This window comes from Massilia sp. S19_KUP03_FR1 (assembly GCF_036688685.1).
Taxonomy (GTDB): Bacteria; Pseudomonadota; Gammaproteobacteria; order Burkholderiales; family Burkholderiaceae_D; genus JALYUM01.
Genome location: NZ_JAQQPS010000017.1, coordinates 48,327 through 73,368, shown reverse-complemented (window position 1 = coordinate 73,368; position 25,042 = coordinate 48,327). Strand labels below are relative to the sequence as shown.

Sequence of the window (25,042 nt, the reverse complement as noted above, 5' to 3'; positions counted from 1 at the left end):
GCACCCTCGGGTGCGCCTTTTTTTACATCACTCTGCCTTCACGCGGCGCTGGCGCACCGCCGCCGCCAGCCCCTCCAGCACGGCCACGCTGCTGTCCCAGTCGATGCAGCCATCGGTGACCGACTGGCCGTACACCAGTTCTTGCCCGGGCACCAGGTCCTGGCGTCCGGCCACCAGATGCGATTCGATCATCACACCCACGATGCGCTCGTCGCCGCCAGCGATCTGACGGCCGATGTCGGCGCACACCGGAATCTGGTTGGCCGGGTTCTTGCTGCTGTTGGCGTGGGACGCGTCGATCATCAGGCGCGAGGCCAGGCCAAGGGCGGCGATCTGCTTGCAGGCGTCGTCCACGCTGGCCGCATCGTAGTTCGGCGTTTTGCCGCCGCGCAGGATGACGTGGCAATCTTCATTGCCGCTGGTCGAGACGATGGCCGAGTGGCCGCCCTTGGTCACCGACAGGAAATGGTGCGGATGCGACGCCGCCTTGATCGCCTCCACGGCAATTTTGGTGTTGCCGTCGGTGCCATTTTTAAAGCCGACCGGACAGGACAGGCCGGACGCCAGCTCGCGGTGTACCTGCGATTCGGTGGTGCGCGCGCCGATCGCACCCCAGCTGACCAGGTCGGCAATGTATTGCGGGCTGATCACATCCAGAAACTCGGTCCCGGCCGGCAAGCCCAGCTCGTTGATGTCGCGCAGCAGCTGGCGCGCCATGCGCAGGCCGTCGTTGATGCGGAAACTGTTGTCCATGTACGGGTCATTGATCAGGCCCTTCCAGCCGACCGTGGTGCGCGGCTTCTCGAAATACACGCGCATCACAATTTCCAGCTCGCCCGCGAAACGCACGCGCTGCTGCGCCAGCCGCCTGGCGTATTCCATGGCGGCGGCGGTGTCGTGGATCGAGCACGGGCCGATGACCACCATCAGGCGGTCGTCCTGGCCGTGCAGGATGCGGTGCAGGGCCAGGCGCGCATTGGCGGCGGTGGCGCTGGCCGCATCGGTGCAGGCGAACTCGCGGATCAGGTGCGAGGGCGGCGTCAATTCCTTCATTTCGCGGATGCGTAAATCGTCGGTGCGCTGCATGGTGGTTCTCCGTGGGTCGTATGTGGGAAATCTGGACTGGTAAATGCAAAAAACCGCCTGGTTAGGCGGTTTTTGCTGGATGTTGATGCTGGTTCTGCTGTTACGTGAACCTGCCGCTACTCCACCGCCTTGGGGCTGGAATGGCTAAAGTAAAAGAAGCAGGTAAACAAGACAGGCTGGTGCATGCTATTTCCAGTAAGGGCTGCGCTGACTATAACAACAAGTCCTGCGCATTGGCAAGGTGTTTGTCTGTCGCCTGTGCTGTCCAGATTTGGCAAATGGTTGCGCCGATCCCACAGCAAGCGCCCTCTTCCGCAGCTAGCTTGCGCCAAATCAATGGTCGTGTTGACGCGAATGCAAAAGTTAGCTTTCACTCATCTTGCTGGAGCTGAATATGACCGAAACGACACTCTGCCGCCTGCTGCGCGGTTTGTTTGGCGGCGCCGCCGCGAGCCTTGCTGTGTGCGTGCTGCCTGCCGCTGCGCAAACGCAGGCGCCGCAGGCAGACGCGCCCATTCCCCGCGTTGAAATCACGGGCTCGAACATCCGCCGCGCCCAGAGCGAGACGGCGTCGGCGGTGCTGACCGTGAACCGGGCCGATATCGAACGCTCCGGCAAAAGCTCGGTGGCCGAACTGCTGCAAACGCTGGCGGTCGACAACCAGGGTTCGGTGCCGACCAGTTTTGGCAACGGCTTTGCCGCCGGCGCCTCGGGCATTTCGCTGCGCGGCCTGGGCGCCGCGTCCACGCTGGTGCTGCTCAATGGCCGGCGCATGGCGCCCTACGGCCTGGCCGACGATGGGCAAAAGCAGTTTTCCGATTTGAATGTCATTCCCACCGACGCGGTCGAGCGCATCGAAATCCTCAAGGATGGTGCCTCGGCCATCTACGGCTCGGACGCGATCGCCGGCGTGGTCAACGTCATTTTACGGCGCGATTATCAGGGCACCACCGTGCGCGGCCTGGTCGGCCTGTCGCAGGAACACGACGGGCGCCAGGTGAATGCCGCCTTCACCCACGGCGTGGGCGACCTCGACAAGGACCGCTACAACCTGTTGTTCAGCCTGGAATACAAAAAAAACGAGGCTGTCTGGCTGCGCGACCGGCGCGACCGCGAACACATCGGACGCGTCGACCTGCGCCGCTGGGGCTATTCGGCCCAGGAAGCGCTGGGCGGCACCGGCGCCATCACCGGCAACAATGCCGGCGGCAGCGCCGTCAACGGCAACGTGCGTAATCCCGTCACGCTCGACTACTACAACCGCGGCAACCCGGCCGGCGCCGGCTTCACGCGCGTGTTTCCGGGCGCCGCGTGCAGCAACTTCACCAGCCATCCGCAGGGCGACCCGGGCGGAGGCTGCCTGATCGACGCCACGCTGGAATACAACCAGATCCAGCCGCAACAGGAAAACCTGTCGTTTTTCACGCGCGGCACGCTGCAGATCACCCCTGACCTGCAGGCCTACAGCGAACTGAATTACTACACCAGCCAGTCCGGCTCCTCCACCACGCCGACCGGCATCAGCGGCTCGGTCGGCTACCCGGGCGGGCCGGTCAGCAATGCGGCCGTCGCGCTCGGCGCCAGCCATCCGGACAACCCGTATTTTGGCAGCGCTGCGCGGCTGCGCTACCTGGCTGCCGATGTTGGCCCACGCCGGTCCACCATCCCGTCGCTGTTCGTGCGCTGGGTGGGCGGCATCAAGGGCAGCAACCTCGGCTGGGACTGGGATACCGCCCTGCTGTTCTCGCGCAGCGCGGTGTCAAACCGCCAGACCGGCTACCTGCAGCGTGACGTCGCCTTCGCCCTGCTCAACCCCACGCCCGCCAATGTTGCCGCCGCCAGGGCAGGCAGCGCCGCCTACGCCGCCCTGCCCGCGGGCAGCCTCTGGCGTATCGGCGAGAACGCCGGCCTGAACTCGGCGGCCCTGTACGCGGCCTTGTCGCCCGAGATCACCAACGATGCCAGCAGCAAGGTCGGCCAGCTCGACTTCAAGGCCTCGCGCGAATTCGCCGGCCTGCTGCCGGGCGGCGCGCTGGGCGTGGCGCTGGGCGGCGAATGGCGCCATGAAGCAATCGAACTGCGTCCCACCACCGGCACCGAACGGGGCAACGTCATCGGGCTCGGTTATTCGGCCTACTCGGGCGGGCGCAATGTGTTTGCGTTATACGGAGAAGCGCTGGCGCCGGTGATCCGCAACGTCGAATTATCGGCCGCACTGCGCTGGGACCATTTCACCGACGTGGGCAACTCGTACACGCCAAAGGCCGGCATCAAGTGGACGCCGCTGCGCCAGCTGGCCCTGCGTGCCACCTGGGCACGGGGTTTCCGCGCGCCGAGCCCGGCTGAAAACGGCGCCGGCGGCCTGGCCGCCTTTTCCACCGCCGACGATCCGGCGCGCTGCGCGCTGGGCGTCACGGCCGCCTGCAGCCCGGCCAGCGTGGCGCTGATCACGTCACCCAACCCCAATCTGCAACCCGAGCGCTCGCGCAACTACAACCTGGGCATCATCTGGGACCCGTTGCCGCGCACCAGCGTGTCGGTCGACTACTGGCAAATCAAGCGCAGCAATGAAATCAACCAGAACCAGGTCGACGCCGCCATTGCCGCCGGCGACGTGTCGCGCGACCCCAGCACCGCGACCAGCATTCCCGGCGACCCGGGCGCCATCACCGCCGTGCTGAACCGGTACGTCAATTCGGCGCAAAGCAAGGTGCGCGGGATCGACCTCGACGCGCGCCAGAGTTTTGCCTTGCCGAATAACTGGGGCAACCTGATTTTCGACGCGAAATGGACCCATTTATATGAATGGCTGCGTACCGAGCAGGACGGCAGCGCGCGCGATTTCGCCGGCACCCACGGCAATTGCGACGTCACCAACTGCATCGGCACGCCGAACAACCGCGCCAATCTGCGCGCCAGCTGGGAGCGCAACGATTGGCGCGTGACGGCCAACCTGAACTACCGCGGCAAGCTGGACAACACGCTGTACAAGGGCGACCCGGACGGCTGCGCCAGCCACCTGGCCGATGGCAGCGATGCGCCGTCTGGCTGCGAGCTCGCTTCGTTCAGCACGGTCGACCTGGTACTGCGCTGGAAGCCATTGCCGAAATGGGAGGTGTTCGGTTCGGTGCAGAACCTGTTCGACCGGGTCGCACCGCTCGATCCGCTGACGTATGGCGCGCAGGCCTACAACCCGCTCGATTACGCAGGGGCGGTGGGGCGGTATTTCACGCTGGGAGCGCGCTATTCGTTTTGATCTGCGTGATCGGTGACGTCGCGATTTCTGATGCGCAGCATGGATCCCGGCCTTCGCCGGGACGACGACTTGAAACCGGATACCGGCCTTGAAACCGTCACACCTGCGCACGCCGGTGCCCATACTGAGGGGAAGAAACCAGCAACCGTATCGACGCGCAAAGCGCAAAAAGCAAAAGCCGCGCAGTGCGCGGCTTTGAACGACAGCACAAACGGCGTCACGCCGTCCCGCCCACCGTCACGTCCTCGATGCGCAAGGTCGGCTGACCGACGCCCACCGGCACGCTCTGGCCATCCTTGCCGCACACGCCCACACCCGGGTCGAGGCGCATATCGTTGCCGATCATCGAGACGCGGTTGAGCACGTCCGGACCGTTGCCGATCAGCGTCGCGCCCTTCACCGGATACGTCACTTTACCGTTTTCGATCATGTACGCTTCGCTGGCCGAAAACACGAACTTGCCGTTGGTAATATCGACTTGGCCGCCGCCGAAGTTCACCGCATACAGGCCGTTTTTCACGGACGCCAGGATTTCTTCCGGGTCTTTGTCGCCACCTAACATATAAGTATTGGTCATGCGCGGCATCGGCAGGTGGGCAAACGATTCACGGCGCGCGTTGCCGGTGACCGGCATTTTCATCAGGCGCGCGTTCATGGTGTCCTGAATATAGCCCTTCAAAATACCGTCTTCGATCAGCGTGGTGCACTGGGTCGGATTGCCCTCGTCGTCGATATTCAGGGAACCGCGGCGGTCCTTCAGGGTGCCGTCATCGACCACCGTGACGCCCTTGGCGGCCACGCGCTGACCAAGTTGACCGGAAAAGGCAGAAGACCCCTTGCGGTTGAAGTCACCTTCGAGGCCGTGGCCGATCGCTTCGTGCAGCAGGATGCCGGGCCAGCCCGGTCCCAGAACGATGGTCATCGGACCGGCCGGGGCCGGGCGCGCGTCCAGGTTGACCAGCGCCGATTTGACGGCTTCGGTGGCGTACTGGTCGAGCAGCGCATCGTCGAAATAGGCGTAATCGAAACGCCCGCCGCCGCCGGCACTGCCCACTTCGCGGCGGCCGTTTTGTTCAGCGATCACCGTCACCGACACCCGCACCAGCGGGCGAATGTCGGCCGCCAGCACGCCGTCGCTGCGCACCACCAGCACCACGTCGTATTCACCGGACAGGCTGGCCATCACTTGCACGACGCGCGGATCCTTGGCGCGGGCCATTTTTTCGACGCGCTCAAGCAGGTTCACTTTGGCCGTCGCGTCGAGCGAAACCAGCGGGTCGCGCGGCAGGTACAGATCGCGCCCGCCGACATGGCGCGTGGCGCCGGCGATTTTGACTTTCCCGCTGCCGACTTTGGCAATGGTGCGGGTGGCGGCAACGGCGTCGAGCAAGGCGCGCTCGGAGATATCGTCGGAATACGCAAACGCGGTTTTCTCGCCGGAGATGGCACGCACGCCAACACCCTGGTCGATGGAAAAACTGCCGGTCTTGACGATGCCTTCTTCCAGGCTCCAGCCTTCGCTTTTCGTGAACTGGAAATACAGGTCGGCATAGTCGACCTTGTGCGTGAACATCGTGCCGAGCGTGGTGAGCAGCTTGCTTTCATCCAGCCCGAACGGCGTGAGCAGGATATCGCGCGCCACGGCCAGGGTGGAGAGATTCGGTTCGAATGGGGTCATGGTGCAGTCTTTCTTCTTTGGACGGCACATTGTGCCATATCTACATGCGTCGATGCCGCAGGGCCGGCAAATTGCCGCGCACCTGGTCGAGGAAAGCCTGGTCGATATTGCCGCCGACAATACCCTCGCCGTCGGCCAACACATCGACCACTTTGCCCCACGGATCGATCAGCATGCTGTGGCCGTAGGTGCGGCGGCCGCTGGCGTGCGTGCCGCCCTGGGCCGAGGCCAGCACGTAGCACTGGTTTTCGATGGCGCGCGCGCGCAGCAGCACTTCCCAATGCGCCAGACCGGTAACATAGGTAAACGCGGCAGGCACCACGATCAGCGCACATTCGCCCATGGCGCGGAACAGTTCCGGGAAGCGCAGGTCGTAGCAGACCGACAGGCCAACCCGCCCGAACGGCGCCTCAAAACTGCCAACCTCGGTACCCGCCACAATGGTGCGCGCTTCATCGTACGATTCGGCGCCCTGCTGGAAGCCGAACAGGTGAATTTTATCGTAGCGCCCGACACTGTTGCCATCCGGGCTGTAGACCAGCGTGGTGTTCATGACTTTCGCAGCGTCGATCGACACCAGCGGCAAGGTGCCGCCGATCAGCCAGATGCCGTGCTCTGCCGCGGCCTGGGCCATGAAATCCTGGATGGGACCTGCGCCCGGCTGCTCGGCGTGGATCACCTTGTCGGTGTCGCGCATGCCCATGATGGGCCAGTATTCAGGCAGGACCACCAGCGTCGCGCCAGCGACGGCGGCGTCGGCCACCAGCCGGCGCGCGGTGGCAATATTTTCTTCCACGTCGGGCGTGGACACCATCTGGATTGCAGCGACACGATTCATCATTTCACCCTTGTCATGACCGGCACTTCCGGCTTTTCGTCGAGCTTGGTAATGACCGGCGCCTTCCACGGCCCGGTCACCATCATCTGGTACGTGAGCGCCTTCATCACCGGCGCCCTCAGGAACCATTGCGCCAGGAAGCTGCCCAGGCCGATGACCGGGTTGACTGCCAGGCCGTACATCAGCGGGCCGGTCCCCAGGTTGAATTCAGGGATCACCACCACGTGCAAATTGGTCGATTCATTCGCAATATCGGCGCTGCCGTCCATCAGCACCGTGGCCGCGATACCGTGCATGTTCAGGTTATTGGTCTTGACAACGCCACGGTTGATGACGGCGTTGGCCGTGATGCCGTCAAACGCCAGCCCATCCGAGAACACATCATGGAAGTCGAGTTTAAGCAGGCGCGGCAAGGCTTGCAAGCTCAGCACTCCCAGCAATTTGGCGGCACCCGGATCCTGCTTCAAAAACTGGCCGTTGGCAACATTGAGTTCGATTTGGCCGGACAGCGACGGGATATCGAGCGAATACGGCAAGCCGCTCCAGCCGATGTCGCCGTTCAGTTCACCCTTGCCGCGCCGCACAGTACCGGGAAAACCCAGGCGATCGAGCAGGCGCCCGGCGTCGACAATATCCAGCTTGAAATTCATGCCGGTGTTGCTCTTGCCGTCGCGCGTGACCCAGCGCCCGCTGGCATTGAGCGCCCCGTCGGGGTTGCTCAGCGCCAGTTTCTCGATGCGCCACTCGCGCCCGGCCAGCGCCTTGGCGTTGCTGGCCTGCAGTTCCAGGCGGCCGAATTGCTTGTTGAACAGCTCAAAATTTTCCGCCACGATGTCGAGTGCCGGAATATTCGCCGCCGCTGATTTGTCGTTTTCCAGCAAGTCTTTGACCTCCAGCGCGGTCGACTCGGGAATGTTCAGCGATGCCAGGCGCGCCGTGACCTTGCCCATGGCCTGGCCGCTCGACTCGCTCCACGACACGTGCCCGCTGACTTGGCGCGAATCGATGTTCGCCTGCCAGACATTCTGTTGATGCGACGCGCCGACCACCACATCGTTGAGCTTGCGCTCACCCAGTTCCAGCACGGTGGCGCGTGCGGCGATGGTGGAAGGAATGAAATACTGCGCCATCCCGGGCCCGGCGCTGGCCATGGCCGGCGCAGCCTCGCGCGCGTCAGCGATAGCGCCGCCCAGCGCCAGCCACTGGTCAACGTTGAGCGACTTCATGTTCACGTTGATCATCATGCCCTCTTGCGGCTCCGGCGCCGGCACGTTCACGCCAATGCCGCCGCGCGTGACGGTCCACATGCCGCGCAGCGGCCGTTCGCGCTCGTAGCGGGCCGCCATATTCGTGCCCAGGCTGACCTTGATCTCGTCACGCGCGGCGCCGGCATCGGTGGCGGCCTTGCCGGTCAACACGAAGTGCAGCGGCAGCGCATCGGCAGCCGGCTTGGCGAGTGGCGCCGGGAACGACAGACCGAGCCCGGCCAGCGTGGTATCGACCGTCACCGTGGCATGGTGCTCGCGCACCTCGACCAGCCCGGTGTAGCGGGTGTTACCCGTGATGTGGTCGGCCACGCGCTGCATGGCCGGCGCCGGATACGCCTGGCGGATGCCGTCGGACGACAGCGTCCCACCGAGCTTGATGACGATTGCGCCGTCCGGCTGGGTGCCACCAGAGACAGCCAGCGGCCCGCCCAGGAAACTGGCGCCCAGGCCGGTCAGCGCCACGCCATGCTCGGTAAAGCCGATGGTGCCGCGGGTGGCGTGCATGGTCGGCAAATCGGGCAGCAGGTCGATCTCGTTGCCTTGCAGTTGCAGGGCCCCGTTGACGCCGGCTTCGTGCAGGCGCGCCAGCGGCAGACGCAGGGACAGGCCGAGCGTGGCGTTGCCGGTCGCCTTGGTGTCTTCCGTAAAGTGGCCGATCCACCCCAGCACCGGACTGGCTTGCATGTAGCGCAAGAATTCCTGCAGGGCGCCGCTGGCGCCGCCGTCGATTTCCAGCTGCATGTCGTGCGAGGCCAGGTCCGGCACCACGGCTTGCACCTTGCTCAGCGCCACCCCGGCCGTGCGCGCGCTGGCGGCATTGATTTCCATGCGCGTGCGGTCGAACACGATGCTGCCGTTGATCTGTTCGGCCAACGGCCACAGCGGTGACTTGCCATCCGGCGCGTGGCGCGCCGGGGCATAGTTCAGCTTGCCGTTCTGGATGCGGCCGGCGACGTGGAATTCCCCCAGCGCGCGCTCGGCCGGCGTGTCGGCCCGAAACGGGAAGTGGGCCAGGTCACCGCGCAGGCGCAGCCTGACGTCGTGGACACTGCCGCCGACCAGCGCGCCGGTGAGCCAGTCGCGCAGGTGTTCACTGGTCTTCAAGGGCAGATAGCGGCCGATACTGGCAATCTCGAAACCGTCCACGCTGCCTTTCAGGTCGGTCACGCCGGGGCCGCCCGGGTGGGCCGGATCGAGCGAGAGCACATGGCGCCCGCTCAGGGCCGCCTTGAGTTTGCCCTGCCGCGCCTCGGCCTGGTCGATATCGACCTGCAGCTTTTTATGCGGGAATGACCAGCGCGCCTTGACTGCCAGCGCATCGAGCGGGAACGCGTCTTCGGCGAACCACGGGCCCAGGTGCAGCACCAGATTGTCGCTGGCAACGGCCACGCTGCCGCCCTGCTCGCTGGCCTGGATGGCGCCGCTGAGGTTGTCGACGCCGGCCAGGGCCGGGCGCGCTGCACGCGCGGGCGCCGTCGCCGTGGCGGCCGTGGCGGCACGCGCCGGCTGCGCAGTCAGGCGCAAGCCCTGCACGGCGGCCTTGACCTTGAAACTTGCCTGCGCCGCCGGATAGCGTCCGCGCCACGCCAGCGCCACATCGTTGACGGTGCCCTGCGGCGCAAAATCGGCCAGCAGGGTGCGCTGGTAGTCGCTCAGCGGCAGTTGCGCGGCCAGCTCGGCCACGGCGCCCAGTTCGAGCGTGCTGACGCGCAGGCTGCCCTGCTCGAGCTTGCCGGCGCGCGCGGGCACGAAGGTTTCGGCCAGCGTGGTGGGCGGCAGTTGCAGGCCGGCGCCGGTGGTCAGCGCAAAATTGGTCAGCGTGATGGCGTGGCCGTAAGCGCCCCAGGTCGGCTTGCCGGCCGTGCCGGCGCCATGCAGTTCTTCGCGCACGGCCACGCGCCCGCTCATGCGCGCCAGCGCCAGCGGCGGCAGGTGTGGCGCCAGCTGCGCCGCGACGCCGGCCAGGCCGACGTCGGCCGTGAAGCCGGCCAGGCGGGCCTGGTCGAGGGTCAGCCAGGCGCGCAGCGAGCCTTTACCCTGCGTCAGTGCAAACGGGTAATCGAGATAGGGTTTCCACGCAGCCAGGTCGGTCTCGCGCAGGTCGAGATACATTTCGCCGCGCCACAAGCGCGCATTCGACGGGTGGCGCACAAACGGCGGATGGGTGAACGCGGCGCGCACGTCGAGCGGTTGCGCCAGCGCGCGCGGCGGCGTGGCGCGCAAGGCGAAGCGGTGACTGTTCCAATTGTTTTGCAACACCAGCGCCACCCCGTCGAGCGCCAGCGGCGCCGCGCCGCGCTGGGCATCGGTCCAGACCACGCGCCCCTCACGGATGACGATTTCGCGCTGGCGCAGCAACCAGTCGGCGCCGCTGCCGTCGCCGCTTTGATTCGGGTCGATGCGCACGCCGGCAATGAACAGCGCGCCACTGGCGTCGCGCCGGGCGGCCAGCTGCGGCCGGATGATGGCAAGCGATTCGAAGCGCACCTCGCGCGCCATCACGCTCCACCACGACAAGGTCGCCTGTACCGACGGCAGCGCCAGCACTTGCCGGCCCTGGGCATCGCGCAAGGTCACATCGCCCAGAAACAGGGAAGGACGCAAGCCGTCCCAGGCGGCATACAGGCGCTCGATGGTGACCTGGTTGCCGAGCGCGCGCCCGGCCAGGCGTTCGATTTCCGGTTTGTACAGATCGATGTTCGGCAGCACAACATAACGCAACACCAACAGCAGCACCGCAAACGCGAAGTACACGAACAGCGTGGTCTTCACGACGAAGCCAAGTACGTGGTGCGTGGCAAGGTTGGCGTAGCGGTAGCAGGCACGCACACGTTTCCAGCGCGCCACGATGGGTGCGGGCACATGCAGGTGGGAAGGTTGCGCAGCTTGCGCGGGTTGCTCCGGGATGTCCATCAGCTTGCTGATACAGTTGCTCGTCGTGTGGGTTGTTGTCTGCGGGCGCCCTTGCCTGGACGGCAATGCCCCCTTACCATCACGCTGAACCAGCCAGCATGGCGTGCAATTTTACCGCATCGCTCGACTGGCACCGTACACTTCCACCGCACTGGACGCCTCGATGACCACCGATTTTGCCACCGCCGCCGCCGCTTCACCGCCAGCCTCCCGTTTCCAGCAGCGCTGGCTGGCGGCCGATCCCGCCCGGCCGGACCAGCTCGCGGCCATGGCCCGGCACTCGATGGCCACGCTCGACCTGGACGCGGCGCTGGCGCTGGAGGCGGCGGCTTTGCCTCCAGGCACGCCAATGGGACGCCCGATGCGGCGCCTGCGCAACGCCCTGATCGCCACGCTGATAGAACGCGACCTGGCCGGCCGTGCCGACCTGGACGAGGTAGTCAGCGCCATGACCCGCTTCGCCGATTTTGCCATCACGCGCCACCTGAACGTCCTGATGGCCGAGCAGGTGGCGCTACACGGCATGCCCATCGGTGAAGAGTCGGGCCGCCCCCAGCACATGATGGTGCTGGCCATGGGCAAGCAAGGCGGCGGCGAGCTGAATGTCTCGTCCGACATCGACCTGATCTTTGTTTATCCAGAGCAAGGCGACACGCAGGCCGGCCCGGGCCAGAAAAGCCTGTCCAATCACGAGTTTTTCGTGCGCCTGGGACGCAAACTGATCGGCGCCCTGTCCGAAGTGACGCAGGACGGTTTTACGTTCCGCGTCGACATGGCGCTGCGCCCGAACGGGGCATCCGGTCCGCTGGCGGCCAGCCTGGCCATGGTCGAGGAATACCTGATCGTGCAGGGGCGCGAGTGGGAGCGCTATGCCTGGGTCAAGGCGCGCGCGGTCAGCGGCGATGCGCAGGACATCGCCGCGCTCGAGGCCATCGTGCGCCCGTTCGTATTCCGCCGCTACCTCGATTTTGGCGTCATCGATGCGATTCGCGGCATGCATGCCCAGGTGCGCGCCGAGGTGGAGCGCCAGGAACGCTTGCACCCGGACCGCAGCAACAACGTCAAGCTGGGCCGCGGCGGCATCCGCGAAATCGAATTTCTGGCCCAGGTGTTTCAGCTGATCCGTGGCGGCCGCGATGCCCCGCTGCGCGAGCGCTCGACCCGCGCCACCCTGCACCTGCTGGGCGAGCGCGCCCTGATGCCACCTGACGCCGTCGACGGTTTATTGGCCGCCTACAGCTTCCTGCGCAACCTGGAACACCGCCTGCAATATGTCGACGACGCCCAGACCCACACGGTGCCGGCCGGCGCCGCCGAGCGAGAAGTGCTGGCCCGGATGATGGGCTTGCCCGACGCTGCCGCCCTGCTCGCCGCGCTCGACGCCACCCGCGCCTATGTCGCCGGCCAGTTCGACCAGATGTTCTCAGACAAGGGCAATACCGACCCGGCCGACCTGCCCAGCATGGACGTGGCGGCCGACGGGGCCGACCACGACAGCCGCGACATCGTCGCCGAACGGCTCGCTGCGCTCGGTTTCGACGATCCGCAGGCAGGCGCCGCGCGCCTGGTCTCGACCTGGCAGGCGCCGCGCCTGCAGTCGCTGGGCGACGCCAGCCGCACCCGCCTGCTCGGCCTGATCAACCAGGCCCTGCCGCTGATCGCCACCGTGACGGCCGAGGCGCACATTGGCAGCCAGGCGGCCACGCTGGGCCGCCTGCTCGATTTTTTCGAGGCCATTGCGCGCCGCTCCGCCTACCTGGCGCTGCTGACCGAATACCCACACACGCTGGAACGGGTGATCCGCATGATGCATGCCAGTGGCTGGGCCGCGACCTTCCTGACGCGCCACCCGATCCTGCTCGACGAACTGATGGACGACCGCAACAGCGCCATGCCCGACTTCCCGGCGCTGGGCGCGGCCCTGACCGTCGAACTCGACGCTGCCGCCGGCGACACCGAGCGCCAGCTCGACATCCTGCGCGAAACCCACCACGCCGCCTTGTTCCGCCTGCTGGCGCTGGACCTGGCGGGCGAATTGACGGTGGAACGGCTGGCCGACCATTTGTCGGCGCTGGCCGACGCCATCGTCGCCGCCACCATCCAGGCCGCCTGGAACACGATTGCCACGCGCCACCGCGAGGTGCCGCGCTTCGCCGTTATCGCGTACGGCAAGCTGGGCGGCAAGGAACTGGGCTACGTCTCCGACCTGGACGTGATCTTCCTGTTCGACGACGACGACCAGGATGCACCGGCCAACTACGCCAAGCTGGCCCAGCGCTTCATCACCTGGATGACCGCGCATACCCCGGCGGGTATCCTGTTCGACATCGACACGGCATTGCGCCCGGATGGCGCCAGCGGGATGCTGGTGTCGTCGGTGGGGGCGTTTGCCCGTTACCAGACCAGCTCGGCCTGGCTGTGGGAACACCAGGCCCTGACCCGTGCCCGCTTTTGCGCGGGTGACGCGGCCATCGGCGCCCAGTTCGAAGCGATTCGCGAGCAGGTGCTGCGCATCGACCGCAGCGCGCGCAGCACGGCATTGGCAACCGAGGTGGTCGCCATGCGCCGGCGCATGCGCGACGCCCATGTCAACCACACTACCCTGTTCGATCTCAAGCACGACGCCGGCGGCATGATCGATGTCGAGTTCATCACCCAGTACCTGGTGCTGCGCCATGCCGCCACTTACCCGCAGTTGACCACCAATGTCGGCAATATCGCGCTGCTGACGCGGTTTGCCGAACTGGGGCTGATCGACGCCCCCCTCGCCGCCGACGCGGCGACCGCCTACCGCACCATGCGGCGCCTGCAGCACCAGATGCGCCTGCAAGGCCAGGACAATGCACGCGTGGCACCGGGACTGGTGGAAATGCACGCAGCCAATGTGGTGAAACTGTGGGGTGAGATCTTCCCGCAATAAGCATGCGGCTTTCCGTAAAACGGCGCGTCAAATTATATCCAAATCTATCAATTTTTATGTAAAAAGCATTTTGTATTCGTTATGCATGACTAATCTGTTGTATTTCGGTGGATTGTCACTGTCATCGTATTGACATATAGCAACGCCGAATGGTCTGATAGGTGCGTGTTGTCGCTGGTAAATTGTCACGAATTGTAAAGAGTGTGACAAGAATTACCTTTGATTCGCGTCCTGACATTGCCGGCTGCCGCCGGCAAGCATCATTCCAAAACTCGGAGAATTCATGCAACAACGTACCAAGATCGCCGTCGCCGTTACGCTCGCCCTCGGCGCCATGAGTAACTTCGCGCAAGCCCAGGAAGCCATTCAGCGCGTTGAAGTCACCGGTTCGCGCATTCGCCAGGTCGACCTGGAAACCGCGCAGCCGCTGCAGGTAATGACCCAGGAACAAATTCAGAAAACCGGTCTCGTCACCGTTGGCGACATCATCAACAACCTGTCGGCGGCCGGTACGCCAGCCTTCAGCAAAGGCTCGACCCTGACCTCGAACCGCGAGCAGGGCGGCCAGTACATCAATATGCGCAACCTCGGCGCCAACCGCCTGCTGGTGCTGGTCAACGGCAAGCGCTGGACCGCCACCGTGGCCGGCTACACCGACCTGTCGACCGTCCCGGCTTCGATGATCGAGCGCCTGGAAGTGCTGAAAGACGGCGCCTCCTCGATCTACGGCTCCGACGCGATCGCCGGCGTGGTCAACATCATCCTGAAAAAATCGATGGAAGGCGGCAGCGCCAGCGTCTACGTTGGCCAGAACGACAAGGGCGACGGCAAGACCAAGGACTACTCGCTCTCCTACGGCACCAGTAGCGAGAAGACCTCGCTGATGTTCGGCCTGACGCACTCGGACCAGGGCACCGTCTGGGCCAAGGACCGCGAGATCACTTCCTACACCTCGGGACCGAACCACTACGCGGCCGCCCTCGGCGCCGGTCCATGGGGCCGCATCGCCGCGGTCAGCGCCACCGGCGCTGCCGCGACGACCGGCGCGACCGGCTTCAACCGCTACCTGAACCACACCGGCAGCTTCGACGGCACCGGCACCGGCGCAGATGCGCGCAACATCGCCAACTACCACCCGTACACCGGCGTCGATGCCGACACCTTCAATTCGACCTCGCAAATGATGTACACGTCGCCAACCAAGTTGACGACGCTGTTCACCAAGGGCGAAGTGCAGTTGCCGTGGGATACCCGCTTCACCACCACCGCGATGTACTCGGAGCGCAATTCGTTGCGCCAGATCGCTGGCTACCCGGTCAACAGCCTGGTCCAGTCGCGTTATCCGGTGTACATCGACAAGAACAGCTACTACAACCCGCTGGGCACCGCCGCCGTGGGCGCCGCTGCACAGGACCTGTTCTTCTATCGCCGCACCGTCGAAGTGCCGCGCGTGACGAACAATGAAAACCGCACCCTGCACATCGATGCGACCCTCGCTGGCGAATTCAACCTGCGCCAGATGCCATGGAACTGGAGCGTTGGCTACAACCACAGCGCCATTTCCGGCAACGTCAATTCGACCGGCAACCTGAATCTGCTGAACCTGAAAAAAGCCGTTGGCCCATCGTTCCTGAATGCGCAGGGCGTCGTCCAGTGCGGCAGCGCCGCAGCGCCGGTCGCCCTGACCGAGTGCACCCCGTTCAACATCCTGGGCGGCCCGTCAGCATCGAACGCCGAAGCCCTGAAATATGTGATGTCGAACGGCCAGGCCACCTACGGCTCGACCATTAACAGCGCCACCGCAGATATCGGCGGCGAGCTATTCGCCCTGCCCGCCGGTCAGCTGGCTTTCGCTGGCGGCCTCGAGCACCGTGAAGTACGCGGCTATGACCGTCCAGGCCAATTCGAGCAGTCCGGCTATTCGACCGACCTGGCGGGCAACACCACCATCGGCAATTACTCGGTCAAGGAAGCTTATCTGGAACTGCAGGTGCCGCTCCTGAAAAACCTGCCGTTCGCAGAATTGCTGAACGCCAACGTAGCCACCCGTTATTCCGACTACAGCAACTTTGGCAGCACCACCAACAGCAAATTCAGCCTGATGTGGAAGCCGATCAAGGACTTGCTGGTACGCGGCACCTACGCAGAAGGCTTCCGCGCGCCATCGTTGGGCGACACCTTCGGCGGCGGTTCGCAGTCGTACGACACCTACCTCGACGTCTGCGACAGCCTGTACGGCGACGCCAAGGCCAACGCCACCACGGCGGCCAACTGCGCCCGCGCCGGCGTTCCTGCCGGCTTCCGCCAGAAGAATCAGGCCGGCACCCCGGTACCGGCGGCCGGCGCCCAGACCCCGACGCCATTCAACGGCGGCGCCGGCAACGGTACGTTGACCCCGGAAACGGCTGTCACGCGCACCGCCGGCCTGGTCTACAGCCCGTCGTACGTCACCGGCCTGACCATGGGCCTGGACTACTTCGACATCCGCATCAAGAACCGGATCACCGCCGTCACGGTCAAGTACACGCTGGACCAGTGCTACATCAGCGGCGTGCAGTCGTTCTGTAACAACCTGACCCGTGACCCGCTCACCGGTCAGATCGTCCAGCTCTCGCGCGGCAATACGAACCTGGGCTCGCTGGGCACCAAGGGCATCGACCTGTCGTTGAGCTATCGCATCCCGGTCACGTCCTTCGGCAAGTTCGGCATTCGTTCGGAATCGACCTACACGAAGTCCTACACCGTCAAGAGCACCGACATTGCCGCGCCGATCGACTACGCCGGTGAATACCTGTACAACCGCGTCAAGGGCAATGTCGCTGTCGACTGGAGCCTGGGCAACTGGAACGCCACCCTGAACAACCGCTACTACAGCGGCGTGCAGGACCGTTGCTGGACCGTGATCCCGGCCGTCGAGTGCAGCGACCCGACCGCGAAAACATCGTGGGGCACGGGCGCCAATAAAATTGGCGCCACGGTCTACACCGACCTGAACGTCAGCTACAAGTTTGCCTGGAAAGGTACCCTGGCAGTGGGCGCGAACAACCTGTTGGACAAGCAGCCACGCATCGCCTACGGTGCGGCCAGCGCCAACGGCGGCACCTCGTCGTCGTCGTCGGTCGACGCCGAATTGCCAATCGACCGCTTCGTGTACGTGCGCTACAACCAGGCGTTCTGATCCAGACCGCCGCGTCACCTGGCCAGCCCAGGTAACTGCCCGTCACGATGCCCGCCCGGTCCGCCCGGCGGGCATTTTTACGTCGGCACGCTTTGTCGCGCCGATGACGCGCCAACCATCCGTGCTGACTGAACAACACCCAGACGCGCTTCGCGCTTCTGAAATGCTCTTTTCCGCGCGCGCAATTTACAAACCAACATAGCAGCTATCCAATCCGGGAAAGACAATTTTTCTGCCAGTGAGAAAATATGGATGGAACAAATTCGCTATGCGACCCAGACACTCGACGGGCTCACCGAGAGGTCGGCGCAGTGAGAAAGCAGCAAGCCCGGCGGGTTGCCTTCTTCATACGCACCGCAAGTATGCATAAACGATATGAATGCACCACGCAAGTGCTTTTTTGTAAAAATTTAAAGTGTTGTTTGTAACATGATTGAAACATTTATGTGGTCGAAATTGCGGGACAGCCATTGACCAACTGTTAAGGCAAGTGTTTTGATTGCATGCTTCGAACGAAACGTTTCGAATATTAAGTCAAAATAACTTGGAGTAGCACAATGATCCACGAAACAATCTTGTCGCGGTCAATCCGCCTGATTTGCCTCGGTGGCGTGACGCTCGGCATGCATGCCGCGTACGCTCAGACGACAGAAGCGCCGATGCAGCGCGTCGAAGTAACCGGCTCGCGCATTCGCCAGGTCGACCTGGAAACGGCGCAACCGGTCCAGGTCATGACGCAGGAACAGATCCAGAAGTCGGGTCTGGTCACGGTCGGCGATATCCTCAACCAATTGTCGTCGGCCGGCACGCCTGACTTCGATCGCGGCGGCGCACTGACGTCGAACCGTGAAAACGGCGGTCAGTACATCAGCCTGCGCAACCTCGGTTCGAACCGCCTGCTGGTCCTGGTGGACGGCAAACGCTGGACCCAGACCGTGAATGGCTATACCGACATGTCGACCATCCCGTCGGCCATGATCGAACGCATCGAAGTACTGAAAGACGGCGCCTCGTCGATCTACGGCTCGGACGCCATCTCCGGCGTGGTCAACATCATCCTTAAAAAGCGCCTCGAAGGCGGCCAGTTGAGCTTGTACACAGGCCAGAACGACAAGGGTGACGGACGCAACAAGGACTTCTCGCTCAGCTACGGCGCCAACTCCGAGAAAACCTCGCTGATGTTCGGCCTGTCGCATACCGAGCAAGGTACCGTCTGGGCGAGCAATCGCAACATCACCGCGTATCCAAAAGGTCCGAACCACCCACTCGACGGTCTGGGCGGTGGTCCATTCGGCCGCGTGCAGGACCTGGACGGCACCTTCGACCGCGTGATCAACCATACCGGCAATCAAGGCGGCGATGGCACCGGCGTTGGCGCAGACCCGCGCAATCCGGCGAACTATCACAACTACAGCAGCAGCAACTCCTCGGACAAGTTCAACAGCGCGTCCCAGATGATGTTCCAGATGCCGAACAAGCTCGATACCCTGTTCACCAAGGGCACCGTCGAACTGCCATACGGCATGCAGCTGGCCACCACCGCGATGTACTCGCAGCGCAAATCCGTTGCCCAGATCGCCGGCTACCCGCTCAACAGCGAAAGCCAGTCGTCGTATCCTGTCTACGTTGACAAGAACAGCTACTACAACGGTTTCGGCCAGGACCTGTTCTTCTATCGCCGCACGGTCGAGCGTCCACGCGTGACCGAGAACGAAAACAAAACGCTGCACGTCGACGCGACCCTGTCGGGCAACTTCGATATCAAAAATCACGCGTTTAACTGGGACATCGGCTACAACCACAGCTCGGTCAGCGGCAACGTCACCGGTACCGGCAACCTGAACCTGCTGAATCTGAAACGCGCACTCGGTCCGTCGTTCATGAACACGGCCGGCGCGGTGCAGTGCGGTACAGCTGCCGCACCGATCTCGCTGGCTGAATGCGTGCCGTTCAACATCATCGGCGGCCCGGGCGCGTCCAGCAATGAAGCGCTGAACTACGTCATGTCGACCAGCCAGGCAACCTACGGCAGCACGGTCAACAGCGCCACCGCCAACATCGGCGGCGAAGTATTCCAGCTGCCTGCCGGCATGGTCGGCATTGCTGGCGGCATCGAGCACCGTGAAGTGCGCGGCTACGATACCCCGGGTCAATTCGAACAGTCGGGCTACTCGACCGAGCTGGCCGGCAATCCAACCGTTGGCAAGTACACCGTGCGCGAAGCTTACGCAGAGATCAATATTCCATTGCTCAAGGACGTACCGTTCGCCAAGCTGCTGAGCGTCGATCTGGCTACCCGCTACTCGGACTACAGCAACTTCGGCAGCACCACCAACAGCAAGGCGAGCTTCATGTGGAAGCCGTTCTCCGACCTGCTGGCCCGCGGTACCTATGCTGAAGGCTTCCGCGCTCCTGCCGTCGGCGACACCTTCGGTGGTGGCCAGCAAAGCTTCGACACCTACACCGACCCATGCGACAGCGTGTACGGCCAACGTGCTACAGCCGGCGTCGATGCGCGCTGTACCACAGCTGGCGCCGCGCCTGGTTTCCGCCAGGTCAGCCAGACCGGTCCGATCACCGATTCCGGTGGCGCGCAAGGTACCAGCCCGTTCAATTCCGGCGCAGGCAATGCTTCTCTGCAGCCTGAAACCGCGAAAACCAAGACCTTCGGCCTGGTTTACAGCCCGTCGTTCGTGACCGGACTGACCACCTCACTCGACTGGTACAACATTCGGGTCGATAACCTGATCTCCGGCATCACCGCAACCCAGACCGCCGAGTACTGCTACGTACAGGGTATCCCGTCGTTCTGCAGCTCGATCCGTCGTGACGCGACTGGCGCCATCGTCAACCTGTCGCACGGCAACGCCAACATTGGCGCGCTGGAAACCGAAGGCGTCGACCTGGGCATCAACTATCGCCTGGCGCGCAACAGCTACGGCCAGTTCGGCCTGCGCTCGGACACGACCTTCGTGACCAAGTACCGCCAGAAAGCCGACAACGAGTCGGATTTCATCAGCTATGTGGGTGAATACGACGAAAACGGCGTGGCTTACTACCGCATCAAGTCGAACGTGTCGCTGGACTGGAGCCTGGGCAACTGGAGCGCCACCTGGACCGCGCGTTACTTCGGCGGCGTGAAGGACAAGTGCTACAGCGCAACGGTAGAATGCTCGAACCCGACCGGCCAGGCCAACTGGGGTTCGCGTTTCAACAAGCTCGGCGCCAGCGTCTACAACGACGTGAGCGTGTCGTACAAAACGTCGTGGAAAGGTCAGCTGATGGTCGGCGCCAACAACATCCTCGACAAAAACCCGCGCACAACCGTGCTGGGCGCAGCATCGTCGTCGGCGGTAGACGCCAACTTCCCGATCGACCGCTTCGTCTACGTTCGTTACAACCAGGCTTTCTGATCGACGCAGCCCGTCCGGGCTGCTGACAATCGCTCGTCTCCTGCCCGCCCGGCGCAAGCCCGGCGGGCTTTTTCATGGCCTGCCGAATGTATGTGTCGTGCGAGTTCGCGTCAATTCACAAAAAATGCAAGCCGCTTGCACCGGTTTAATTCATGTTGTATGCAACATGGATTAAACATTTCTATTGTTTCAAGTGAGGCCTACGCATTGACCGGGCTTGACGCCGGATGGTCTGATGTTGGCACCCGCCCTGCTGCAGCGCGAACCTCCATCACCGTTTGGCGTTATCCCATGTTCAAAGAAACCATCCTGTCGCGCTCTGTGCGCGGCATGTTCTCGGCCGGCGCCATTGGCGCCACCCTGCTCGCGCAGCCTGCATTCGCCCAGCAAACCGACGACGCCACCATGCAGCGCGTGGTCGTCACCGGCTCTGCCATCAAGCGCATCGATGGCGAGACCTCGGTGCCCGTCACCGTGCTCAAAATGTCCGACCTGAAAAAGGAAGGCATTACGACCATCGAGCAGATCATGTCCAGCATTTCGGCATCGCAGGCGTCGCAGGGCACCAGCCAGACCGTGGGCGCGAGCACCGGTGGCGCCTCGTTCGCCGACCTGCGCGGCATCGGTGCGAACAAGACCCTGGTCCTGCTCAACGGGCGACGCCTGGCGAATAATGCGCTCAACAGCTCGGCGCCTGACCTGAACATGATTTCCTTCGCCGCGATCGAACGCATCGAAGTGCTGCGTGACGGCGCCTCCTCGCTGTACGGCAGCGATGCGGTCGGTGGCGTGATCAACGTCATCACCCGTAAAGACCTCACCGGCGGCATCGTCACCATCGGCGGCGACACGCCCAAAGCGGGCGTCGGCGTATAAAAAATGCCAACCTCGGCTTCGGTTATGGCGACCTGGATAAGGACGGCTTCAACCTGTTCGGCGTACTGGACTACCAGACCCAGAACAGCGTCAGCGGTACCGAGCGCAGCTACAACGCGCGCTACCCGGGCGGGCTGTCGTCGTCGACCATCCCGGCCAACTACGTCCAGGGCGGTACGACCTACTTTGCGCTCGCATTGGCCGGCTGCGCCTCGAAGCCGCTGCTCATTTCCAATGGCGAGTCGGCTTGGTATATCACCATCTCGCCATACGTTGACTACGTGCCGAAGAGCGAGCGCGATTGAGGCCTGTTCAAGGGTGCGTTCAAGCTGCCGCAAGGCCATGAACTGGGCGTCGAGTACCTGTTCACCTGCAGCTCGGTGCGCACCACCGTCGCGCCGGTGCCGTATGGCGCGCTGGCCATGACCAGTACGATTCCTGACACGACGCCGGGCGCGACGATCGCCAATCCCTGCTACCCTGCCAGCGCCGCGCCGGGCAACGTCAGCGTCAAATGGCGCGATACGCCCAACGGTCCGCGCACCGACAACAACGTCAATACGCAGCAGCGCCTGGTCACGTCCCTGCAAGGCGTGGTGGCCGGCTGGGATTACCAGACCTGCAATGAAAACAACGCAAGTACCGGTATCGATCCGAAGACCTACAATGCCGGCTAACGCAATGTGTACGCGCTGTTCGCCGAGCTGAACTCGCCGGTCACGAAGGAACTGGACATCACCCTGGACGCCCGCGATGACCAGTATAGCGACTTCGGCAACACCTTCAATCCGAAGGTCAGCTTCCGTTACCAGCCGACCAAGAAAGTGTTGTTGCGCGGTTCGTATTCGACCGGTTTCCGTGCCCCGTCCCTGTATGAAATCGATGCAGCCCAGACCTACACGAACACCACCACGCAAGACGACCCGGTCCTGTGCGCCGCCACCGCAAAGTCGACTTGCAACCAGCAATTCCAGGCCCTGTATGGCGGTAACAAGAACCTGTCGCCCGAGAAATCGAAGAACGCAACCTTCGGCCTGGTGGTCGAGCCGATCGACAACCTGACGCTGGGCGCCGACCTGTATTTCATCAAGCATTGCCTGGGGAGGGACCGGCGCTGATCTTGCGTGCAAACGCAAGATGAAACTGGTTTCGGCGAAGCAGGAATCCAACGGCAAGAAAGCTTAACTACGGTTAAATTTGCATAAGTTTGGAAGAACGGTAACGTGATCACGAACGGTTTCGACCTGTAGGCCACCTATCGTTATCGGAAGCCGGCCTACGGCATATTCAACTTCGGCATGAACAGCACCTGGGTGCACAAGTACGCGTACCAGGCCCAGACCTTCCAGGCTGGCTACGACCCACGTTACACCGACGTGCCGGGCCGTACCTACTATGTGCGCGCTTCGTACACGTTTTAACTAGTAACTGCTCCAGCCTCAACCCTCCCCTCGCGCGACGGGAAGAGTTTTTTCTGCCTGCGCAACAGCCTGCTGCACCAGCAGCGGCAGCAGCGCGTCGGCGATGCGGCCATTACCCGTGTCCGAGACGTGGTCGCCGTAGCTGTACAGGTACTTACCCGCCAGCGTCATCGGGCACACCTTGCGCGCCAGGTCGCACAGGACCTGCGCCGGGTCGTAGACCAGCAGGCTGGCGTGGCGGCGCTGCAGCCGGTCGACCATGGCAACAAACACCTGGTGCTGTGCCAGGTGCTGACCGTACGCCAGGTCGCAGCGCGCGGCGGCACCGTCGCGCAGCGCCAGCGCGCTGCGCACGCCCGGCCATGCCATCACCGCGCGCTCCATGCAGCGGCGCGGATCGGGCAGGGTCGGATTGTCGAGCACGACAGCGACCCGCTTGCCAGCGCCCTCGAGCGCTGTCACGGCGCGGTCGAGGCCTTCGAGCACCAGCGCCGTATGGTCCCCCTGCGGCCCGGCGCCGCTGTACGCAAAGCTTGGACCGATCGTGGCGCGCACCGAAAAACTGAGCACGACCGTGTCGATGGCGGGATTGGCCAGCAACGCCTGCAGGATCTGGCGGTTGGCCGCAGCACAGTCCGCCGGACGGTCGCCGGCATAGATGCTGGTCCGTTCCACGCCGGCGAGCGGCGCGCAGCTTGAGCGGCCCAGCATGGTCCAGCTCTGGCCCGGCGCCGAACGGCGCACCAGCCCCCAATACAGTGCATCGGCCTTGCTGTCGCCCCAGATCGCAAAGCGCGATGCAGCGCGGCGATCGGTGGCGCAATACGGCACCAGGCGGCTGTCGGCGATGCCGCAATCGCTGCGGACGAACGCACGCCCCTCGCCCACGCTGGCGGTGGCGACGTCGGCATGGGCGTCATGGCCTTTGCGAAATTTAAAACCGTCGCGCTCGTAGACGCGGTTGCCGACGAAGCCGATCGCCAGCATGGCCAGGCACGGCACCATCACCTTCGCCACGTGCGCCGGGCCAAACCGGAAGCGCGCCTCCAGCAAATGGGTGGTCAGCCAGGCCAGCACGACACTCGCTGCCAGCAGGGCCAGGCGCACCCACGCCGGCACTGGCTGTTCGCCCGCCACGATGAAGGTGTACGACAGCAGTGGCCAGTGCCACAGGTAAAGCGGATAGCTGATGCTGCCGATCCAGACCGCGCACGGGTGGGCCAGGATGGTCCGGTTGACCCAGCCCTGCGGACCGGCGCCGATCAGCGCGCAGGCGCCGAGCACGGGCACCAGCGCCCACCAGCCGGGGAAAGCGTATTCCGCTCGCAGCAGCAAGAATGCCACGCTGCATAGCGCCAGCCCGGCCACTGACAGAAGGTCGGCCTGGCGCCCTGCTGTCGGCCGCGCGCGTGGTACCAGCGCCAGCAGTGCGCCGGCGAGCATTTCCCAAAACCGGGTCTGGGGCAGGAAAAACGTGGCCGCGGCATCGGCGCGGATCATCCAGGCATTGGCGCCAAACGACAGGACCAGCAGCATTGCACAGACGGCCGCAGCGCGGCGCCAGCGCATCGCCAGCCCCAGCACCAGCGGCCAGAACAGGTAGAACTGCTCCTCGACGGCGAGCGACCAGAGGTGCAGCAACGGTTTTGTGTTGGCGGCGTGATCGAAATAGCCGGCCTCGCGCCACAGCACCCAGTTCGACAGGAAACCGGCGCCGGCCCAGATGTGCTTGCCGAGTTGTTTGTATTCGTCGGCAGTCAGGACGAACCAGCCGAGCGCGTAGGTGCCGGTCAGTACCAGCGCCAGCGCCGGGAAGATGCGGCGCACGCGCCTGGCATAGAAGCGGGCCAGGCTGAAGCTGCCGGCGGCATGGCCCTGCGCCAGGATGCCGGTGATCAGATAGCCGGAGATGACGAAAAACAGGTCGACGCCGGCAAATCCGCCGGGCAATGCATCGGGAAACGCGTGAAAGACGAGCACGGCGCAGACAGCCAGTGCGCGCAGCCCGTCGATGTCAGGACGGTAGGCGTGGGCGTCTGTTGCGCTCTTGGCGAGTAGCCGCATGGAGTATTGTCCCTAGGAATTTTCCGAAGGATAATACAGAGCGTCTGTTCTTAACGCAAATTTACATTCGATAATTAATTAAATGTTGTTTCAAAAAAAATGCCGCCCATTGCAGCCGGGCGGCATTCACG

The 25,042-nt window shown here is 63.9% G+C and carries 13 protein-coding genes; 8 read left to right on the top strand and 5 right to left on the bottom strand.

Annotated features, from left to right (window positions below; all coding sequences use genetic code 11):
* Positions 1-27 precede the first annotated feature (27 nt).
* Positions 28-1,086 (bottom strand): 3-deoxy-7-phosphoheptulonate synthase AroG, encoded by a 1,059-nt coding sequence (gene aroG / locus V6M87_RS18820; protein WP_332878188.1) that lies wholly within the window; start codon positions 1,084-1,086, stop codon positions 28-30.
* 394 nt (positions 1,087-1,480) lie between these two features.
* Here aroG and V6M87_RS18815 point away from each other — a divergent pair, with 394 nt between their 5' ends.
* Complete coding sequence (locus V6M87_RS18815; protein WP_332878187.1) at positions 1,481-4,342, top strand: TonB-dependent receptor; 2,862 nt, start codon at positions 1,481-1,483, stop codon at positions 4,340-4,342.
* Between the two features lie 217 nt (positions 4,343-4,559).
* On the opposite strand, the gene tldD is transcribed toward V6M87_RS18815, so the two are convergent.
* Genes tldD through V6M87_RS18800 form a run of 3 tightly spaced genes read right to left on the bottom strand, consistent with a single transcriptional unit; the run spans position 4,560 to position 11,039 of the window.
* On the bottom strand, positions 4,560-6,020 hold the full coding sequence (gene tldD / locus V6M87_RS18810; protein ID WP_332878186.1) for a metalloprotease TldD: 1,461 nt from the start codon (positions 6,018-6,020) through the stop codon (positions 4,560-4,562).
* Between the two features lie 40 nt (positions 6,021-6,060).
* A complete protein-coding gene (locus V6M87_RS18805; RefSeq protein WP_442920616.1) occupies positions 6,061-6,861 on the bottom strand; it encodes a carbon-nitrogen hydrolase family protein in 801 nt (266 codons plus the stop codon).
* Positions 6,858-11,039 carry a YhdP family protein gene (locus tag V6M87_RS18800; protein ID WP_332878185.1) on the bottom strand — a complete coding sequence of 1,394 codons (4,182 nt, stop codon included), beginning with the start codon at positions 11,037-11,039 and terminating at the stop codon, positions 6,858-6,860. Before V6M87_RS18800 ends, V6M87_RS18805 begins: the two co-directional genes overlap by 4 nt.
* Positions 11,040-11,202: 163 nt before the next feature.
* On the opposite strand from V6M87_RS18800, the gene glnE reads away from it, so the two are divergent.
* From glnE to V6M87_RS18765, 7 genes are all read left to right on the top strand, one after another.
* On the top strand, positions 11,203-13,959 hold the full coding sequence (glnE, locus tag V6M87_RS18795; RefSeq protein WP_332878184.1) for a bifunctional [glutamate--ammonia ligase]-adenylyl-L-tyrosine phosphorylase/[glutamate--ammonia-ligase] adenylyltransferase: 2,757 nt from the start codon (positions 11,203-11,205) through the stop codon (positions 13,957-13,959).
* 283 nt (positions 13,960-14,242) lie between these two features.
* Entirely contained in the window at positions 14,243-17,137 is a 2,895-nt protein-coding gene (locus V6M87_RS18790) for a TonB-dependent receptor domain-containing protein (protein WP_332878183.1), read from the top strand.
* 557 nt (positions 17,138-17,694) lie between these two features.
* On the top strand, positions 17,695-20,550 hold the full coding sequence (locus V6M87_RS18785; protein WP_332878182.1) for a TonB-dependent receptor domain-containing protein: 2,856 nt from the start codon (positions 17,695-17,697) through the stop codon (positions 20,548-20,550).
* Positions 20,551-20,841: 291 nt separating this feature from the next.
* Positions 20,842-21,426, top strand: a complete 585-nt coding sequence (locus tag V6M87_RS18780) for a TonB-dependent receptor plug domain-containing protein (RefSeq protein WP_332878181.1) — start codon at positions 20,842-20,844, stop codon at positions 21,424-21,426.
* A gap of 380 nt (positions 21,427-21,806) precedes the next feature.
* Positions 21,807-22,103, top strand: coding sequence for a hypothetical protein (locus V6M87_RS18775; RefSeq protein ID WP_332878180.1), 297 nt, complete (start codon positions 21,807-21,809; stop codon positions 22,101-22,103).
* A 6-nt stretch (positions 22,104-22,109) separates the two neighbouring features.
* A complete protein-coding gene (locus tag V6M87_RS18770; RefSeq protein WP_332878179.1) occupies positions 22,110-22,544 on the top strand; it encodes a TonB-dependent receptor domain-containing protein in 435 nt (144 codons plus the stop codon).
* Positions 22,545-22,724: 180 nt separating this feature from the next.
* Entirely contained in the window at positions 22,725-22,847 is a 123-nt protein-coding gene (locus V6M87_RS18765) for a hypothetical protein (RefSeq protein ID WP_332878178.1), read from the top strand.
* Between the two features lie 18 nt (positions 22,848-22,865).
* Here the strand turns inward: V6M87_RS18765 and V6M87_RS18760 are convergent, their stop codons facing one another.
* Positions 22,866-24,911 carry an acyltransferase family protein gene (locus V6M87_RS18760; RefSeq protein ID WP_332878177.1) on the bottom strand — a complete coding sequence of 682 codons (2,046 nt, stop codon included), beginning with the start codon at positions 24,909-24,911 and terminating at the stop codon, positions 22,866-22,868.
* Positions 24,912-25,042: the final 131 nt, after the last annotated feature.

Excerpts from the sequence above, each read along its gene's own strand:
- V6M87_RS18800 (WP_332878185.1), bottom strand. The coding sequence starts at position 11,039 with ATGGACATCCCGGAGCAACCCGCGCAAGCTGCGCAACCTTCCCACCTG.
- V6M87_RS18780 (WP_332878181.1), top strand. The coding sequence starts at position 20,842 with ATGTTCAAAGAAACCATCCTGTCGCGCTCTGTGCGCGGCATGTTCTCG.
- V6M87_RS18785 (WP_332878182.1), top strand. The coding sequence starts at position 17,695 with ATGATCCACGAAACAATCTTGTCGCGGTCAATCCGCCTGATTTGCCTC.
- tldD (WP_332878186.1), bottom strand. The coding sequence starts at position 6,020 with ATGACCCCATTCGAACCGAATCTCTCCACCCTGGCCGTGGCGCGCGAT.
- aroG (WP_332878188.1), bottom strand. The coding sequence starts at position 1,086 with ATGCAGCGCACCGACGATTTACGCATCCGCGAAATGAAGGAATTGACG.
- V6M87_RS18815 (WP_332878187.1), top strand. The coding sequence starts at position 1,481 with ATGACCGAAACGACACTCTGCCGCCTGCTGCGCGGTTTGTTTGGCGGC.
- V6M87_RS18790 (WP_332878183.1), top strand. The coding sequence starts at position 14,243 with ATGCAACAACGTACCAAGATCGCCGTCGCCGTTACGCTCGCCCTCGGC.
- glnE (WP_332878184.1), top strand. The coding sequence starts at position 11,203 with ATGACCACCGATTTTGCCACCGCCGCCGCCGCTTCACCGCCAGCCTCC.
- V6M87_RS18760 (WP_332878177.1), bottom strand. The coding sequence starts at position 24,911 with ATGCGGCTACTCGCCAAGAGCGCAACAGACGCCCACGCCTACCGTCCT.
- V6M87_RS18765 (WP_332878178.1), top strand. The coding sequence starts at position 22,725 with ATGAACAGCACCTGGGTGCACAAGTACGCGTACCAGGCCCAGACCTTC.
- V6M87_RS18805 (WP_442920616.1), bottom strand. The coding sequence starts at position 6,861 with ATGATGAATCGTGTCGCTGCAATCCAGATGGTGTCCACGCCCGACGTG.